This window comes from Nocardia cyriacigeorgica (assembly GCF_005863245.1).
Lineage (GTDB): Bacteria > Actinomycetota > Actinomycetes > Mycobacteriales > Mycobacteriaceae > Nocardia > Nocardia cyriacigeorgica_C.
Map to the genome: position 1 here is coordinate 107,890 of NZ_VBUT01000006.1, position 15,001 is coordinate 122,890.

The 15,001-nt window shown below is 67.9% G+C and carries 16 protein-coding genes; 13 read left to right on the forward strand and 3 right to left on the reverse strand.

Annotated features, from left to right (window positions below):
* The first annotated feature begins 4 nt into the window (after positions 1-4).
* From FEK34_RS16460 to hisG, 6 genes are all read left to right on the forward strand, one after another.
* On the forward strand, positions 5-691 hold the full coding sequence (locus FEK34_RS16460) for an HAD family hydrolase (protein WP_349292434.1): 687 nt from the start codon (positions 5-7) through the stop codon (positions 689-691).
* A 138-nt stretch (positions 692-829) separates the two neighbouring features.
* A complete protein-coding gene (locus FEK34_RS16465; RefSeq protein WP_138448699.1) occupies positions 830-1,690 on the forward strand; it encodes a HalD/BesD family halogenase in 861 nt (286 codons plus the stop codon).
* 30 nt (positions 1,691-1,720) lie between these two features.
* The gene (locus FEK34_RS16470) at positions 1,721-2,527 is read left to right on the forward strand and encodes a class I SAM-dependent methyltransferase (RefSeq protein ID WP_212748773.1); all 807 of its coding nucleotides are present in this window, start codon (positions 1,721-1,723) and stop codon (positions 2,525-2,527) included.
* A gap of 26 nt (positions 2,528-2,553) precedes the next feature.
* Positions 2,554-4,368, forward strand: a complete 1,815-nt coding sequence (locus FEK34_RS16475) for a choline/carnitine O-acyltransferase (protein ID WP_138448700.1) — start codon at positions 2,554-2,556, stop codon at positions 4,366-4,368.
* Positions 4,369-4,459: 91 nt separating this feature from the next.
* Positions 4,460-4,723 carry a phosphoribosyl-ATP diphosphatase gene (locus FEK34_RS16480; RefSeq protein WP_014351583.1) on the forward strand — a complete coding sequence of 88 codons (264 nt, stop codon included), beginning with the start codon at positions 4,460-4,462 and terminating at the stop codon, positions 4,721-4,723.
* A gap of 46 nt (positions 4,724-4,769) precedes the next feature.
* Positions 4,770-5,621, forward strand: a complete 852-nt coding sequence (gene hisG / locus FEK34_RS16485; RefSeq protein ID WP_036537573.1) for an ATP phosphoribosyltransferase — start codon at positions 4,770-4,772, stop codon at positions 5,619-5,621.
* Positions 5,622-5,820: 199 nt separating this feature from the next.
* On the opposite strand, the gene FEK34_RS16490 is transcribed toward hisG, so the two are convergent.
* The gene (locus FEK34_RS16490) at positions 5,821-6,726 is read right to left on the reverse strand and encodes a RecB family exonuclease (RefSeq protein ID WP_138448701.1); all 906 of its coding nucleotides are present in this window, start codon (positions 6,724-6,726) and stop codon (positions 5,821-5,823) included.
* A 79-nt stretch (positions 6,727-6,805) separates the two neighbouring features.
* On the opposite strand from FEK34_RS16490, the gene FEK34_RS16495 reads away from it, so the two are divergent.
* Positions 6,806-7,639: a tRNA (adenine-N1)-methyltransferase gene (locus FEK34_RS16495; RefSeq protein ID WP_138448702.1), complete on the forward strand. Its 834-nt coding sequence runs from the start codon at positions 6,806-6,808 to the stop codon at positions 7,637-7,639.
* 30 nt (positions 7,640-7,669) lie between these two features.
* Here FEK34_RS16495 and FEK34_RS16500 read toward each other — a convergent pair whose 3' ends face one another.
* Positions 7,670-8,206, reverse strand: a complete 537-nt coding sequence (locus tag FEK34_RS16500) for a hypothetical protein (RefSeq protein ID WP_138448703.1) — start codon at positions 8,204-8,206, stop codon at positions 7,670-7,672.
* A gap of 179 nt (positions 8,207-8,385) precedes the next feature.
* Here FEK34_RS16500 and arc point away from each other — a divergent pair, with 179 nt between their 5' ends.
* From arc to FEK34_RS16520, 4 genes are all read left to right on the forward strand, one after another.
* On the forward strand, positions 8,386-10,146 hold the full coding sequence (gene arc / locus FEK34_RS16505) for a proteasome ATPase (protein WP_036537583.1): 1,761 nt from the start codon (positions 8,386-8,388) through the stop codon (positions 10,144-10,146).
* Positions 10,147-10,583: 437 nt separating this feature from the next.
* Positions 10,584-10,952: an arsenate reductase family protein gene (locus FEK34_RS16510; protein WP_138448704.1), complete on the forward strand. Its 369-nt coding sequence runs from the start codon at positions 10,584-10,586 to the stop codon at positions 10,950-10,952.
* 253 nt (positions 10,953-11,205) lie between these two features.
* A complete protein-coding gene (locus tag FEK34_RS16515) occupies positions 11,206-11,520 on the forward strand; it encodes a hypothetical protein (protein ID WP_138448705.1) in 315 nt (104 codons plus the stop codon).
* A 158-nt stretch (positions 11,521-11,678) separates the two neighbouring features.
* Positions 11,679-12,356 (forward strand): TIGR00266 family protein, encoded by a 678-nt coding sequence (locus FEK34_RS16520; protein ID WP_138448706.1) that lies wholly within the window; start codon positions 11,679-11,681, stop codon positions 12,354-12,356.
* 239 nt (positions 12,357-12,595) lie between these two features.
* On the opposite strand, the gene FEK34_RS16525 is transcribed toward FEK34_RS16520, so the two are convergent.
* Positions 12,596-13,096: an NUDIX hydrolase gene (locus FEK34_RS16525; RefSeq protein WP_138449085.1), complete on the reverse strand. Its 501-nt coding sequence runs from the start codon at positions 13,094-13,096 to the stop codon at positions 12,596-12,598.
* Positions 13,097-13,160: 64 nt separating this feature from the next.
* Here FEK34_RS16525 and FEK34_RS16530 point away from each other — a divergent pair, with 64 nt between their 5' ends.
* Together FEK34_RS16530 and FEK34_RS16535 are read left to right on the forward strand one after the other, a co-directional pair.
* A complete protein-coding gene (locus tag FEK34_RS16530) occupies positions 13,161-13,541 on the forward strand; it encodes a nitroreductase family deazaflavin-dependent oxidoreductase (protein ID WP_138448707.1) in 381 nt (126 codons plus the stop codon).
* A gap of 327 nt (positions 13,542-13,868) precedes the next feature.
* Positions 13,869-14,999: an alpha/beta hydrolase gene (locus FEK34_RS16535; protein ID WP_138448708.1), complete on the forward strand. Its 1,131-nt coding sequence runs from the start codon at positions 13,869-13,871 to the stop codon at positions 14,997-14,999.
* Positions 15,000-15,001 lie beyond the last annotated feature (2 nt).

The following is a 15,001-nucleotide window of genomic DNA, read 5'->3' on the forward strand; positions in this document are numbered from 1 at the left end:
CCGGGTGAACACGCGGCCGGCGGGCGTGCTGTGGGATATGGACGGCACACTGCTCGATTCGGAGAAACTGTGGGACATCGCCGTGCGCGACCTCGCCGTCGAGCTCGGCTCACAGATGACCGATGAGCTGCGCCGGTCCTTGATCGGCGCCTCCGGTCCCAACGCGCTGCGCATCGTGTTCACCGGACTCGGCCTCGATCCGCGGCCGGAGGCGATGCGCGCCGCGGGGGAATTCCTCGAGCACCGTGTCACCGAGCTGATGGCGGAACCCATTCCGTGGCGGCCCGGCGCGAAGGACGCGCTGGCGATGGTGCGCGCGGCCGGACTGCCGAGCGCGCTGGTGACCAACACCAAGCGTTCGCTGGCCGAATTCGGCCTCGACACCCTGGGCCGGGAATACTTCGACGCCTCGGTCTGCGGCGACGAGGTGCCGCACGGCAAACCCGAACCCGACGTCTATCTGCGCGCGGCCGAGCTTCTCGGCCTCGATCCGAAAACCTGTGTGGCGGTGGAGGACTCGCCCACCGGCGTCGCGGCCGCCGAGGCCGCGGGCTGCGCGGTGCTCGTGGTGCCGTGTGAGATCGCGGTGCCCGACGCGCCGATCCGTACCCAGCGCGATTCTCTGGTCGCACTCACGATGGCGGACCTCGGTGAGGTGCTGAATACTCGGTATCCGGTGGGTCGGGGCTGAGACGCTCCCACCGATTCACGGCTTCCGCGCAGGTCGAATGCGTTGCCGGACAACAAGACCGAACGGTCCGTGACGATTGTCACCGCCTATCTCAGGAAAACCCGGGCGTGTCGGGAATAGTCCGATAACAATGTCGTTATGGCAGCGACGGTAGCCCTGGACGAGATCGTCGACACCACTCGCTTTCCGATCACCGACCCCGACAGCGCCGGTTGGCGCGCGGCGGTGGCGGCTGCGCGAGCCGACCTGGCGCAGGACGGATGCACCGTGCTGCGCGAATTCATCCGGCCGGAGCTACACGAGCGGCTGCGGGACCAAGGTGAACACATGGCCCCGCACGCCCACTATCAGGTCGAGCGGGTCAACGCCTACAACATTCCGCTCGATACCGAACTGCCCGAGGATCATCCGGGCCGCATCGTGCTCGAACGCGGCAACGCCTTCGTCCCGCGCGACCGGATCGACGCCGACGCACTGATCCACCAGCTCTACACCAGTCAGCTGTTCCAGCGGTTCGTCGCCGACTGCTTCGGCCTGCCCGGCCTGCACGAATTCGCCGACCCGCTGGCCGGTCTCGTACTCAACGTCGTCGCGCCCGGCATGTCGCACCCCTGGCATTTCGACACCAACGAGTACACCGTCAGCATGCTCACCCAGGCACCGGAGTCGGGCGGGGTCTTCGAATACTGCCCCGGCATCCGCTCCCCGCACGCGGAGAACCTCGACGACGTGCGCGCGGTGCTCACCGGCTCCGGCGAGCACCTGATCCAGCGGCTCGAGCTGCGCCCGGGCGACCTGCAACTGTTCCAGGGCCGTTACTCCCTGCACCGGGTCTCCCCGGTGAGCGGCCGCACCCAACGGCATACGGCGATCTTCGCCTACAGCGACCGACCAGGTGTCATCGGCACCGTGGAACGCACCCGCCAGCTCTTCGGGCGGGTGCTGTCGGACCATCACGCCGCGGCCGACGCCGTCCGTGGCGACCGGCTACTCGACTGAGCAGCGCAGTTCGACCCGAGAGGAACCATCGTGTCCGTGCCTATGCACACCACCGGGAAAGCCTCCTTCGACGACATCTACGACCGCCCCGATCCGCGCGCCTACTACGCGCGCATGGCCGAATTGGATTACTGCATACCGCAGTTGGCCAAGCCGCATTTCGAACAGCAGCTCGCCGAATACCGCGACGCCACCGGGGTCAGCGCGCCCACCGTGCTCGATATCGGCTGCTCCTACGGCGTCAACGCGGCCCTGCTGCGGCTGGACACGACCATCGAGGAGCTGGGGGAGTACTACCGCACGGCCGACGCCGACGATCCGGCCGCGCTGATCGCCCTGGACCGGGCGCGCCTCGCCGCCGACGACACGCGACCGGAGGTCCGCTTCGTCGGCATGGATGCCTCGCGTCCGGCCCTGGACTACGCCCACGCGGCCGGCTTGCTGCACGACATCGTGCACGCCGACCTCGAGGCCGCGGACCCCACCGACGAGCAGCGCGCGATCCTGGCCGCCGCCGATCTGGTGATCTCGACCGGCTGTATCGGCTACGTCACCGAGAAGACCCTGCTGCGGGTGGCCACCGCCGATCCCGACCGCAGGCCGTGGATGGCACACTTCGTGTTGCGCATGTACGGCTTCGACGCGATCGAGGGCGAGCTGGCGGCCCTCGGCTACCGCACCGAACGGATGCCAGGCGATTTCGCGCAGCGCCGCTTCGCCTCCGATGCCGAACAGGCGCGGGTGTTGAATACTCTGTCCGCCAACGGAATCGATCCGACCGACCGGGAAGACAGCGGCTGGCTCTACGCCAACCTCTACATCTCCCGCCCCGCCTGACATCGACTCACACCGAGGAATCAGACTTGACCGAACGCACGTTTGCCGCCGAGGACCAGCTGCCCCGGGTGCCGCTACCGACACTGGACGACAGCTGTACCCGGTTCATCGAATGGTGCACACCGCTGCTGACCGCCGACGAACTGGCCGCCACCGAGGCCGCCGTCGCCGATCTGCTGCGCCCCGGCGGCCCGGGCCGCACCCTGGATGCCGCGTTGCGCGCCTACGACGCCACGCCCGGCGTCGGCAGCTGGCTCGACGAGTTCTGGCCGTCGCGGTATCTGGGCCGGCGCGACCGGATCGCGCTCAACGCCAACTTCTTCTTCCTGTTCCGCGACGACACCACGCTGGCGACGTCGACCGGGCCCGGGCAGGTGGAGCGGGCGGCGGGCATCGTCAGCGCTGCCGTCGACTACAAGCTGGCGCTGGACCGGGAGGAGATCCCGCCGGTCACCCAGCGCGGGCAGCGGCTGTCGATGTGGCAGAACAAATACCTGTTCTCCGAGACCCGCATCCCGGGCGAGGAACAGGACACGGTGCGCGTGCCCTACAGCGACGAATGGCCGGGGCCCTCCGACGCGCGCCACATCCTGGTCTTCCACCGCGGCAGCATGTTCCGGATGGAGGTCATCGGGGCCGATGGCGCGCCACACAGCTTCGAGGACATCACCGACGGGCTGCGCGCGGTGCTCAAGGCCGGATCGAAATACGCCGCCACCGACACCGCCGTCGGGCACCTGACCACCCTGCCGCGGGCGGACTGGGCGCGCAGCCGGGCGGGTCTGCTGGCCGAACCGGTCAACGCCGCCGCCCTCGACACCATCGAGACCGCGCTGTTCTGCGTCTGCCTCGAGGATTTCGCTCCCCGCGACGAAACCCATGCCTGCGACATCCTGTTGCACGGCGACAGCGCCAACCGCTGGTTCGACAAGTCGGTGTCGTTCATCGTCTTCGCCGACGGCCAGGCGGGCATCAACGTCGAGCACTGCGGGCTCGACGGCACCACCATCCTGTCGTTCGTCGACACCCTGCTGGAATCGACGGTCGCCGAACACGCCGAACGTTCCGGTGCCCGGCCGCAGGGGCTGCCGGTGGTGGAGCCGATCGAGTTCCGGCTCAGCGCCGCCCAGCGGGCCGAGATCGCCGCGGCGGGTGCGGCATTCGCCCGCTACGCCGCCGAGAACGCCACCACCACGGTGTCGTTCGACGATTTCGGCACCGCGAAGGCCAAGCAGCTGGGCATCTCTCCGGACGCCTTCGCGCAGCTGAGCTATCAGCTGGCCCACCGCCGCAGCAAGGGCCTCACCGGCGCCACCTACGAGTCCATCGCGACCCGCCAGTACCGCAACGGCCGCACCGAGGCCATGCGGGTGATCACGCCGGAGATGGTGGCCTTCGTCGACGCGATGGAAGACGCCTCCGCCGACACCGCGACCAAGCTCGCCGCCGCCAAGGCCGCCGCGGCCGCGCACGTGGCCAGGGCCAAGCAGTGCCAGTCCGGGCAGGCGCCGGAGCAGCACCTGTGGGAACTGGAGTGGATTCAGCGCCGCCGCGGCGCCGACCTGGGCGTCACCGAGCCCATCCCGCTCTACACCAGCCCCGGCTGGACGATCATGCGCGACGACTACCTGAGCACCAGCTCGGCGCCGTCGGTCAATATCCGGTACTTCGGTTTCGGCTCCACCAGCTCCCGCTGCATCGGCGTCGCCTACGTGCTGCTGCCCGATCGCTGGAACCTCTACCTGGCCACCCCCGCGCCGGTCGCCGACCAGATGCACGCCTTCGCCACGTACCTGCGCACGGCGGTCGCCGATCTGGAAGCGCTGCTCGCCGCCCAGTGACGTTCGGGTCGAGTGGCGTCCGGCGGCTGCCGGCCGGGCGGACGCCACTCGACCGGAATCGGTTTGCGGGGGTCTGAAACAATAACCTCCCGTGAAGACTTTCGAGGCCCTGTTCGCCGAGCTCCAGGATCGTGCCGTCACCCGACCCGAGGGGTCGGGGACGGTGGCCGCGCTGGACGCCGGCGTGCATACCCAGGGCAAGAAGGTGCTCGAAGAGGCCGGTGAGGTGTGGCTGGCCGCCGAACACGAGAGCGACGAATCGCTCGCCGAGGAGATCTCGCAGCTGCTGTACTGGGTGCAGGTGCTGATGGTGGGCCGCGGACTGCGGCTCGAGGACGTCTACCGACATCTGTGACGTCCGCCCCGAATCCACCGTCATCCCTCCCGAAAGGACCCCTCCCATGCTGCGCGTCGCAGTCCCCAACAAAGGCGCACTCTCCGAATCGGCCGTGTCGATCCTGTCCGAGGCCGGTTACCGCAAGCGCACCGATTCCCGCGATCTGACCGTCCTGGACTTGGCCAACCAGGTGGAGTTCTTCTTCCTGCGGCCCAAGGACATCGCCATCTACGTCGGCTCCGGTGAACTCGATCTCGGCATCACCGGCCGCGATCTGGCCCTCGACTCGGCCGCGCCGGTGACCGAGCGGCTCGCCCTCGGTTTCGGCGGCTCCACCTTCCGCTACGCCGCCCCGGCCGGTCGTGACTGGACCGTCGAGGACCTCGCGGGCAAGCGCATCGCCACTTCCTACCCGAACCTGGTGCTGTCGGATCTGGCCAAGCGTGGCATCGAGGCCGAGGTGATCCGGCTCGACGGCGCGGTGGAGATCTCCATCCAGCTCGGCGTCGCCGACGCCATCGCCGACGTCGTCGGCTCCGGGCGCACCCTGCGTCAGCACAACCTGGTTGCCTTCGGCGCCTCGCTGTGCGATTCGGAGGGGGTGCTGATCGAGCGCGAGGGCTCCGACCGCGACGACAAGGCCCGCAACCAGCTCATCGACCGGGTCAAGGGCGTGGTGTTCGCCCAGCAGTACCTCATGCTGGACTACGACTGCCCCAAGAGCCTGCTCGATCAGGCCGCCCAGATCACCCCCGGCCTGGAATCGCCCACCGTCTCCCCGCTCACCGACCCCGACTGGGTCGCCGTACGCGCGCTGGTGCCACGCAAACTGGGCAACTCGGTGATGGACCAGCTCGCCGACCTGGGTGCCAAGGCGATCCTGGCCACCGACATCCGGTCCTGCCGGGCTTTCTGAGTGAAGGTCGGGCAGGCGCGGCGTCTCTCGGCCCCGCCTGTCCGATGGGCGGCGCCATCGGCCTCGGCCGATCCGGACCGCTGACGTCACCGCTCTCCCGGAGGCGGCGAGGCCGGCTACCCAACCGGCCTCGGCGCTCGTCGACAGCATGTCGGAGCGGCGCGTATCCGGCTGCGGGGCAGTCGGATACGCGCGCGGCTCAGTCCGCGACCGACTCGGCGAAGATCTGCTCGGGAGATTCGGGTTCCTCCGGCCAGCCCGGATACGGCGGGGGAGTGCCGCCGTACTCCGGGCACAGGTGTTTGTAGTCGCAGAACCCGCACAGCCAGCTCTTGCTGGGTGGGAAGTCCCCGGTGCGGCCGGCTTCGCGGATGGCCTGCCACAGCGCGGTCAGGGTGCGTTCGAAGCGGGTGAGCTCTTCTTCGTCCGGCGTGTAGGTGAGGATCTGCTCGTCGGCCAAGTAGATCAGCCGCAGCTGAGCCGGGACGACCCCACGGGTGCGCAGCATGACCAGGGCGTAGAACTTCAGCTGGAACAGCGCCTTGGTCTCCTGGGTCTCCCCGGGGGCGCGGCCGGTCTTGTAGTCCACCACTCGTAGCTCACCGGTGGGCGCCATATCGATCCGGTCGACGAAACCGCGCAGCAGCACCCCGTCGGGCAGCTCCACCTCGACCCGGGATTCACACGACTCCGGATCGAATCCGGTCGGATCCTCCAGCCGGTAGTAGGCCCGCACCAGTGCGCGGACCTCGTCGAGAAACCCCTCCAGCTCGGCCTCGGCGATCAGCTCGGCCACCTCGGGACGCTCGGCCACCACCCGGGCCCACGCGCCGGGCGCGAGTGCTTCGGCCCGCTCGGGCATCCGTTCCGCCGCGGGCAGTCCGTAGAGATCTTCCAGCACCGCGTGCACCACCGTGCCGCGCACCGCGTGCCGCGCCGGCGGCTCCGGAATCCGGTCGATCGCGCGTAACCGGTACTTGAGCGGGCACTGCTTGAAATCCATTGCCCGGGAAGGCGACAGCGCCGGACGGGACCGAACCGGCGCCGCGTCGGGGCGGGCCGCCGGTTCGGCGTCGGCAGGGGGCGTGGTCGCTGGTGCTGGCATACCTGGCAGGCTATCCGGCGGCACCGACACGGTGCCGTGAGACGGCAGCGACGATCAGAATTTCGCGGAACGGAGATACATGACGGCCAGACGGACCGGGCCATTCACCATCGGTGACCGGGTGCAGCTGACCGATGCCAAGGGCAGGTTGTACACCGTGCTCTTGGAGCCGGGCAAGGAGTTCCACACCCATCGCGGCGGGATCAAGCACGACGACCTGATCGGCGCCGACGAGGGCAGCGTGGTGAACTCCACCAACGGCACTCCCTACCTCGCGCTGCGGCCGCTGCTGATCGACTACGTGCTCTCCATGCCGCGCGGGGCCGCGGTGATCTACCCGAAGGACGCCGCCCAGATCGTGCACGAGGGCGATATGTTCCCCGGCGCGCGCGTCCTCGAGGCCGGCGCGGGCTCCGGCGCGCTCACCTGTTCGCTACTACGGGCCGTCGGCCCCGAGGGCGAAGTGGTGTCGTACGAGATCCGCGAAGACCACGCCGAGCACGCCGTGCGCAACGTGGAGACCTTCTTCGGCGAACGTCCGGCGAACTGGTCGCTGACCGTCGGTGACGTCGCGAACTACGACGGCCCACAGGTCGACCGGGTAGTGCTCGACATGCTCGCACCCTGGGACGCGCTACCGGCGGTGTCCAAAGCGCTGGTCCCCGGCGGCGTGCTCATCGTCTACGTGGCGACGGTGACGCAGCTGTCGAAAATCGTCGAGACGCTGCGCGAGCAACAATGCTGGACCGAGCCGCGCTCATGGGAGTCGATGGTGCGCGGCTGGCATGTGGTGGGTCTTGCGGTGCGTCCCGAGCACCGGATGCAGGGCCACACCGCCTTCCTGGTGAGCGCCCGCAGGCTGGCCGAGGGCACGGTGACGCCGAAGCCCCAGCGCCGGCCCTCGAAGGGCTGACACCGGGGCTTCGGTGAGATGCGGTCCCGATCAGGCAGGAACGCAGGGCGCCTGCGCGAAACCGAGCAGCAGGCAGCCGCTGGCGTCCGACAGCTTCCAGCTGCCGTCGACGTTCTCCCAGGTCAGCGGCATGGCTGGGGCCGCGCCGTGCGGGGAGGTGATGACCACCTGCGCGGTGGCGGTGTTGCCCTCGGTGGTCACATCGGTGACGCCGAAGGTCAGGGTGCCGTAGCCGGCCAGCGCGGCATTCATCTGGTCGATGTTGGCGGTGCGCTGTTCGCCGTTGACGATCAGCTTCGTCTTCTCCGCGGTCGGCACATCCGGGCTGGCCAGCTTGTCGAGCACGCCCCGCAGCGTTTCCGGGGTCGGGGCCGCGCCGGTGCCGTGGTCTTCGTGCTCGGCGCCGGTCGTGGTGGCGGCGGCCGCCGCGCTGGTGGTAGCGCTGGTGCTGGTGGCGGCGCTGTCGCCGCTGTCGTCGTCGGAACCGCACGCGGTCAGGCCGAGCGACAGGGCGACGGTGGCGGCGGCAGCGACAGACAAGCGCAGTGCCCTCACGGGAAGGAGCATGACTGGCAACCTTTCGGCTAGTCGGTGAGCAGCCTCACCGGTAATGTGTTAGGGCAGGCTAACATGGTCGTTCCGGTCGACGGGCGCTGCCTAGATGTGATCACGACGAAACCATGTCGGACAGCGAGAACGGTTCGCGCCCGGTAGCGTTGATAGACCGGGACTGGGAGGAGCAGCACATGAGCCCCATCGAGAATTCGGATTCGGCGGCCTGGAGAGAGCTCGAGGCGGTGCGCGCCGAAGCGGCTGCACTCCGGAGGCAACTCGCGGATTCACCGGATCGTGCGCGGGAATTGGAAGCCCGCATCGATTCGCTGACTATTCGCAACACGAAGCTGATGGACACTCTGAAAGAAGCGCGCCAGCAGTTGGTCGCGTTGCGTGAAGAGGTCGATCGGCTCGGTCAGCCGCCGAGTGGTTACGGCGTCCTGATCGGCGCCTATGACGATCAGACCGTCGACGTGTTCACCTCCGGCCGCAAGATGCGGTTGACGTGTTCGCCGAACATCGACACCAGCACCCTCGAGTACGGCCAGACCGTGCGGTTGAACGAGGCGCTGACGGTGGTCGAGGCCGGACACTTCGACGCGGTCGGTGAGATCGGCACGTTGCGCGAGGTCCTCGACGACGGCCGCCGCGCCCTCGTGGTCGGCCATGCCGACGAGGAGCGCGTGGTCTGGCTGTCCGGTCCGCTGTCCAAGGTCGCCGAGATCGACGACCTCGACGATCCCGACGCGCCGGTGCGCCGGCTGCGTCCCGGCGATTCGCTACTGGTCGACACCAAGGCCGGATTCGCGTTCGAGCGCATCCCCAAGGCCGAGGTCGAAGACCTGGTGCTGGAGGAAGTGCCCGATGTCGACTACAACGACATCGGTGGTCTCGGCCGCCAGATCGAGCAGATCCGCGACGCGGTGGAGCTGCCGTTCCTGCACAAGGACCTGTTCCGCGAGTACGCGCTGCGCCCGCCCAAGGGCGTGCTGCTCTACGGTCCGCCGGGTTGCGGTAAGACGCTCATCGCCAAGGCGGTGGCCAACTCGCTGGCCAAGAAGATCGCCGAGGCCCGCGGTGAGGATGCCAAGGAGGCCAAGTCCTACTTCCTCAACATCAAGGGCCCGGAACTGCTGAACAAGTTCGTCGGCGAGACCGAGCGTCACATCCGGATCATCTTCCAGCGGGCCCGGGAGAAGGCGTCGGAAGGCACCCCGGTGATCGTGTTCTTCGACGAGATGGACTCGATCTTCCGCACCCGCGGTTCCGGTGTGTCCTCGGATGTGGAGACCACCGTGGTTCCCCAGCTGCTCAGCGAGATCGACGGCGTCGAGGGCCTGGAGAACGTCATCGTCATCGGCGCCTCCAACCGCGAGGACATGATCGACCCCGCGATCCTGCGTCCGGGCCGCCTGGACGTCAAGATCAAGATCGAGCGGCCGGACGCGGAATCGGCGCAGGACATCTTCTCCAAGTACCTCACCGAGGAACTGCCGCTGCACGCCGACGATCTGGCCGAGTTCCACGGCGACAAGGGCGCCTGCATCCGTGCGATGATCGAGCGGGTGGTCGAGCGGATGTACGCCGAGAGCGAGGACAACCGCTTCCTGGAGGTCACCTACGCCAACGGTGACAAGGAAGTCCTGTACTTCAAGGACTTCAACTCCGGCGCCATGATCCAGAACATCGTGGACCGGGCGAAGAAGTACGCCATCAAGGCGGTGCTCGACACCGGCAACCCGGGCCTGCGCATCCAGCATCTCTACGATTCGATCGTGGACGAGTTCTCCGAGAACGAGGACCTGCCCAACACCACGAATCCCGATGACTGGGCACGCATCTCGGGCAAGAAGGGCGAACGGATCGTCTACATCCGCACCCTGGTCACCGGCAAGAACGCCAGTGCCAGCCGGGCGATCGACACGGAGTCGAATACGGGGCAGTACCTGTAATCGGGTTACGTCGTCAGGGCCGTGCTTCCGTTGGGAAGCACGGCCCTTCGTCGTCGAGGGCCTCACTACTGTCATGTGACACACATCACTGGACGTATGACCAGCTATAACTGCTGCCCGGCGATGGAATCGGCATCACCTCTGGCGGACGTCCGCACCTCGATCCAGTGAAACCGCCGCGCGAGCTATCTGAATCATCCATGCTTCAGATAGCTGGCGCAGCGGGGTTGCGCCGGATCTCGAGATGGAGGAGTCACCATGTCCGGTTCCGCGTCGGATTTCCTGGCCGAAGTGCTGTTCAAGATGATCCTGGAACTGCTGAGCAGCGGTAGCGCGGGGTAGTCCGCATCGAAGGACGAGCCGACAGGGTCGCACCCATCGGGGTGCGGCCCTGTTCGCGTCGCCACCCTGTCGGTAGCGCGGATTAGGCTGTCGCCATGACTTCTGGGCAGACCGAGATCTGGCACAACCCGCGCTGCACCAAGAGCCGTGCCGCGCTCGCGCACCTGGACGAGACCGGTGCCGAGTACACGGTGCGCCGGTACCTGGATGATCCGCCGACCGCCGACGAACTGCGCGCGGTGCTGGCCAAACTCGGCGCCGAACCCTGGGACATCACCCGTACGGGCGAATCGGAAGCCAAGGAGCTCGGCATGTCGGGCTGGGGCCGCACCGAAGCCGATCGTGACCGGTGGATCGAGGCGCTGGCGGCTCATCCGAAGCTGATCCAGCGGCCGATCGTGTTCACCGCGAACGGTGCGGCGGTCGTCGCCCGTGATGAGGAATCGCTGCGGTCGCTGGACTGATGCCCATGTGCAGCGAGGGTGCGCTCGGATGCACAGCAGATCGTTGTCTGTGCAGCGTGTGCCCCATGTAGGTGCGTCTTTTCCGCAGTAGCCGGGAGATGTCTCGAGTGATCGTTTTCGCTGTAACGGGTACTCGGCGGAGTGTGATGTAGATCATGTCACCGTGGATCGGGAAGGTCCCGATCCGACGTTGGATCGAGCGTGGGTCAGCAACGGGTCGGGGCGTCGAGCTCCACGCCGGTTGGAGGTTGTCATGAACTCGATCGTCAAGAAATTCGCCGTCGGCGCATCCGCCGCGACACTCATCGGCGCCGCCGGAATCCTCGGCGCCGCACCAGCACAGGCCCAGCCGCCCGGGTTCTGTTCGGTCAATCCGGTCGCGGCCACCGCCGCCTACTCGCAATGCGGCGGACCGGTCTGGCATCAGGTGCGCATCACCTGCTGGGCCTGGTGGTCCTGGTTCAGCAGCTACGAGCGCTGGGGCAACCCGGCATGGGACGGACAGCAGTCCTGGACCAGCTGCGATCTGCCGTTCTCCATGCAGACCTGGCAGGTGGTAGTGCGCTGAACGTCGACGGCCGTAGCCAGGTTGCTGCGCTCGCATCGTTGGGCGCGGCGCCTGGCGCGACAGCCGCTCGGGCGCGCTCGGGTACGCCGCAATGAGGATGGCGAATCGGCCTTCGGACTGACGCCCGGCGCGGGTGTGCGCCGGTAGGGTCGGCTGGCATGAAGGTACAGCTGCGCCACAGTCCAGCCTCCGCCGTCGCCCGGTGTTTCCTCGCGGGCAATGAGCCCATGCGCGTCGAAAGCGGTGCCATGGTGGCGCATTCGGCGGGCGTCACGCTGCAAGCCAAGGCCGAAGGCGGCATCTTCGCCGGCATCAAACGATCGATGCTGGCCGGCGAATCGTTCTTCATCTCCACCTTCACCGCCCCGCCGCAGGGCGGCTGGGTCGACGTCGCGCCCTCACTGCCCGGCGATATGCTGCCGCTGACCATTCAGCCCGACCGCCCGTTCTTCATCAGCCGCGGCGGCTGGATCGCCAATTCCCATGGCGTGCAGGTGGAAAGCAAATGGGGCGGCTTCGCGAACCTGTTCGGCGGCGAAGGCGGCTTCGGCCTGCGGGCGCACGGTGAGGGCGAGGTCGTCGTCGGTGTGTTCGGCGCGATCGACATCATCGACCTGCAACCCGGCGAACCCATCACCATCGACACCGGCCACGTCGTCGCCTACGACCTGGCCATGAACTTCACCATCCGCCGGGCGGTCTCCGGGCGGTCCATCCAGTCGCTGAAATCCGGTGAGGGACTGGTCTTCGACTTCACCGGCCCGGGGCGCGTGCTGCTCCAGACACGCAATCCGAGCGCATTCGCCTCGTGGACGGCGTCGACGTCCTCGGGGTAGGTGGTCTCCGGCTCTCGTCGTGCACGTCCATCCGCAGTGGCGGTTCAGCCGCCCATGCTTTGCGGGTCGGTCGTGCCGCTAACGTTCCGCAGGTCGGTCTTGTCGTCCGCACTGCGCGGCGCAGTCCGGATTCTCGATGCGGACCGCGTTTCGCTGGGTCGGGTCGGCCATGCGACCGCGTAAGCGTGCTGGTCGACGCCGGGACGTGGATGTGCGCTCCGTGGTCGGGACGTCGGGGCTCAGGCCAGGATTTCGCGCAGTAGATAGCGGGTGTCGGGGACGAACGGCCATGCGGGATCGGCGAGCTGGTCGCGCAGGGCCTGCTCCGTCCACCACCAGCCGTCGGCGATCTCCTCGGGTTGGTGGCGGACCGGGCCGTCGTAGCGCAGTTCATAGGCGAACAGGTGGCAGCGCATCGGGCGGCCCTGCCATTCGCCGTCCCAGGCGGCGCGGGCCAGGGGAGTGGGTTCGGTGTCGGTGGTGATGCCGAGTTCTTCGGCCAGCTCGCGGATCGCGGTCTGCTGCGGGGATTCGCCCGGGTCGACCACGCCGCCGGCGAGGCAGTCGTGCATTCCGGCGAACACCATTTTGGCGTCGGTGCGGCGGTGGACGTAGATCGAGCGGCCGTCGCCGGAGCGGACCAGCACTCCCGCGCTGGCGTACCAGAGCCCGTCACGGTAGACGACGGCGCGGTCCTCGGCGCCGATTTCCCGCCCGGCGCTGTCGTAGACGGCGATCATCTCCGAACCCACCGGGCGAGAGTAACGTGTGCCGCGTAGATCGCTCGACGAAGGGATCGGCTCGATGGCGCTGCCGCGCGCACTGGGGAAATTCAATCGGCAGGTCACCAATCCGGTGACCTCGGTCATCGCCGGGCGCGCACCCGGTATGGGCATCGTCGTGCACAAGGGCCGCAAGTCCGGGCGCACCTACCGGACCCCGGTCCTGCTCTTCGCCGACGGCCACGAATACCGCATCGCCCTCACCTACGGCCGCGACGTCGACTGGGTCAAGAATGTCGTTGCCGCAGGCGATTTCGCCGTGGAAACCCACGGGCAGACGGTGGCCCTCACCGATCCGCTGATCCGCCATGACGCCGCCGCGAGCTGGGCGCCGCCGGTGATCCGGCAGGCGCTCGTCGCGATGTCGGCGCCGTATTTCCTGGAGGCCCGCACGGTCGCCTGACCGGGCTGGTCCGGTCATGGACCGAGGAGCCGTGATCGCTGTCGTGGGAGCGGTCCCCCGGCGAGTCGTGATCACTGTCGATCGATCGCGCCTAATCGGTAGAACTCCCGCGCGTGCCAGGCCCTGTGAGCGGGGTGCTGTCGGCACCCCCCTGATCTCCACCTCCCACAATCCCGCTCGACCGCGTTGCATGGGTTTCGGAGCTGATGGTTCCGAGATCAGGACCGAGGACCGCCCTGATCGCTGTGGGCGCGATGGCGGCGGCACGCCCGCCGATCCGATCGCAACCCTTCCGACTCGAAGATGACCTGCACCAGGAGCCCTGCAATGATCACCACGACGACCCTGCGGCGACGTTCGCGCCGCTGGTCCCGCGCCGCCGGAGCCGGCGCCGCCGCCCTCGCTGTGCTGGCCGCCTCGGCCTGCTCCGGCGCCGATGCCACTACCGCGGCCGCCCCCGTCGCACCGATTGCGGGCCTGGCCTCCGGCGACCTCTCGCGCGGAGCGGACAACTTCTATACCAGCGACCAGGTCTCCATGCGGCCGGTGACCTTCAAGAATCAGTACCAGATGGACGTCACCGGAAACCTCTTCGTGCCGAAGAACCTCGCCCCCGGCGCACGGGCGGCGGCGATGGTGGTCGGACACCCCATGGGCGCGGTCAAAGAGCAATCCGCCAATCTCTACGCCACCGAGATGGCCGAACGAGGTTTCGTTACGCTCGCCCTTGACCTGGCGTTCTGGGGTGGCAGCGCCGGTGAACCCCGCAATGCCGTCGCCCCGGACCTCTACACCGAAACCTTCTCCGCCGGCGTCGACTACTTGCGCACCCACGACAGCGTCGACCCCGAACGCATCGGTGCACTCGGTATCTGCGGCAGTGGCAGTTTCGTCATCTCCGCCGCCAAGATCGACCCCCGGATCAAAGCCGTCGCGACCGTCAGCATGTACGACATGGGTGCCGCCAACCGCAACGGACTCGGCCGCTCGGTCACTCCTGAGCAGCGTCAGCAGATCATCGCCCAGGCCGCCGCCCAGCGTGATGTCGAATTCCGCGGCGGCCCGACCGAATACACCAGCGGCACCGTGCACGAGCTGACCGCCGAGTCGACCCCGATCGAGCGGGAGTTCTACGACTTCTACCGCACCCAGCGCGGCGCGGTCACCCCCGAGGGCGCCACACCGGACACCACCACGCACCCCACGCTGTCGAGCAACACGAAGTTCATGAACTTCTACCCGTTCAACGACATCGAGACCATCTCCCCGCGCCCGATGCTGTTCATCACCGGCGAGCACGCCCACTCCCGCGAATTCAGCGAAGAGGCCTATCGCCTGGCCGGCGACCGCAAGGAACTGGTAACCGTGCCCGGCGCCGGACACGTCGACCTCTACGACCGCACCGACCTCATCCCCTTCGACAAGCTCACCGACTTCTACACCCAGAATCTCGCCTGACC

Bases quoted from the DNA above. Each gene is read 5' to 3' on its own strand.
- FEK34_RS16495 (WP_138448702.1), top strand. From the start codon at position 6,806: ATGACGGCCAGACGGACCGGGCCATTCACCATCGGTGACCGGGTGCAG.
- FEK34_RS16515 (WP_138448705.1), top strand. From the start codon at position 11,206: ATGAACTCGATCGTCAAGAAATTCGCCGTCGGCGCATCCGCCGCGACA.
- hisG (WP_036537573.1), top strand. From the start codon at position 4,770: ATGCTGCGCGTCGCAGTCCCCAACAAAGGCGCACTCTCCGAATCGGCC.
- FEK34_RS16525 (WP_138449085.1), bottom strand. From the start codon at position 13,096: ATGATCGCCGTCTACGACAGCGCCGGGCGGGAAATCGGCGCCGAGGAC.
- arc (WP_036537583.1), top strand. From the start codon at position 8,386: ATGAGCCCCATCGAGAATTCGGATTCGGCGGCCTGGAGAGAGCTCGAG.
- FEK34_RS16500 (WP_138448703.1), bottom strand. From the start codon at position 8,206: ATGCTCCTTCCCGTGAGGGCACTGCGCTTGTCTGTCGCTGCCGCCGCC.
- FEK34_RS16535 (WP_138448708.1), top strand. From the start codon at position 13,869: ATGATCACCACGACGACCCTGCGGCGACGTTCGCGCCGCTGGTCCCGC.
- FEK34_RS16465 (WP_138448699.1), top strand. From the start codon at position 830: ATGGCAGCGACGGTAGCCCTGGACGAGATCGTCGACACCACTCGCTTT.
- FEK34_RS16490 (WP_138448701.1), bottom strand. From the start codon at position 6,726: ATGCCAGCACCAGCGACCACGCCCCCTGCCGACGCCGAACCGGCGGCC.
- FEK34_RS16520 (WP_138448706.1), top strand. From the start codon at position 11,679: ATGAAGGTACAGCTGCGCCACAGTCCAGCCTCCGCCGTCGCCCGGTGT.
- FEK34_RS16510 (WP_138448704.1), top strand. From the start codon at position 10,584: ATGACTTCTGGGCAGACCGAGATCTGGCACAACCCGCGCTGCACCAAG.
- FEK34_RS16530 (WP_138448707.1), top strand. From the start codon at position 13,161: ATGGCGCTGCCGCGCGCACTGGGGAAATTCAATCGGCAGGTCACCAAT.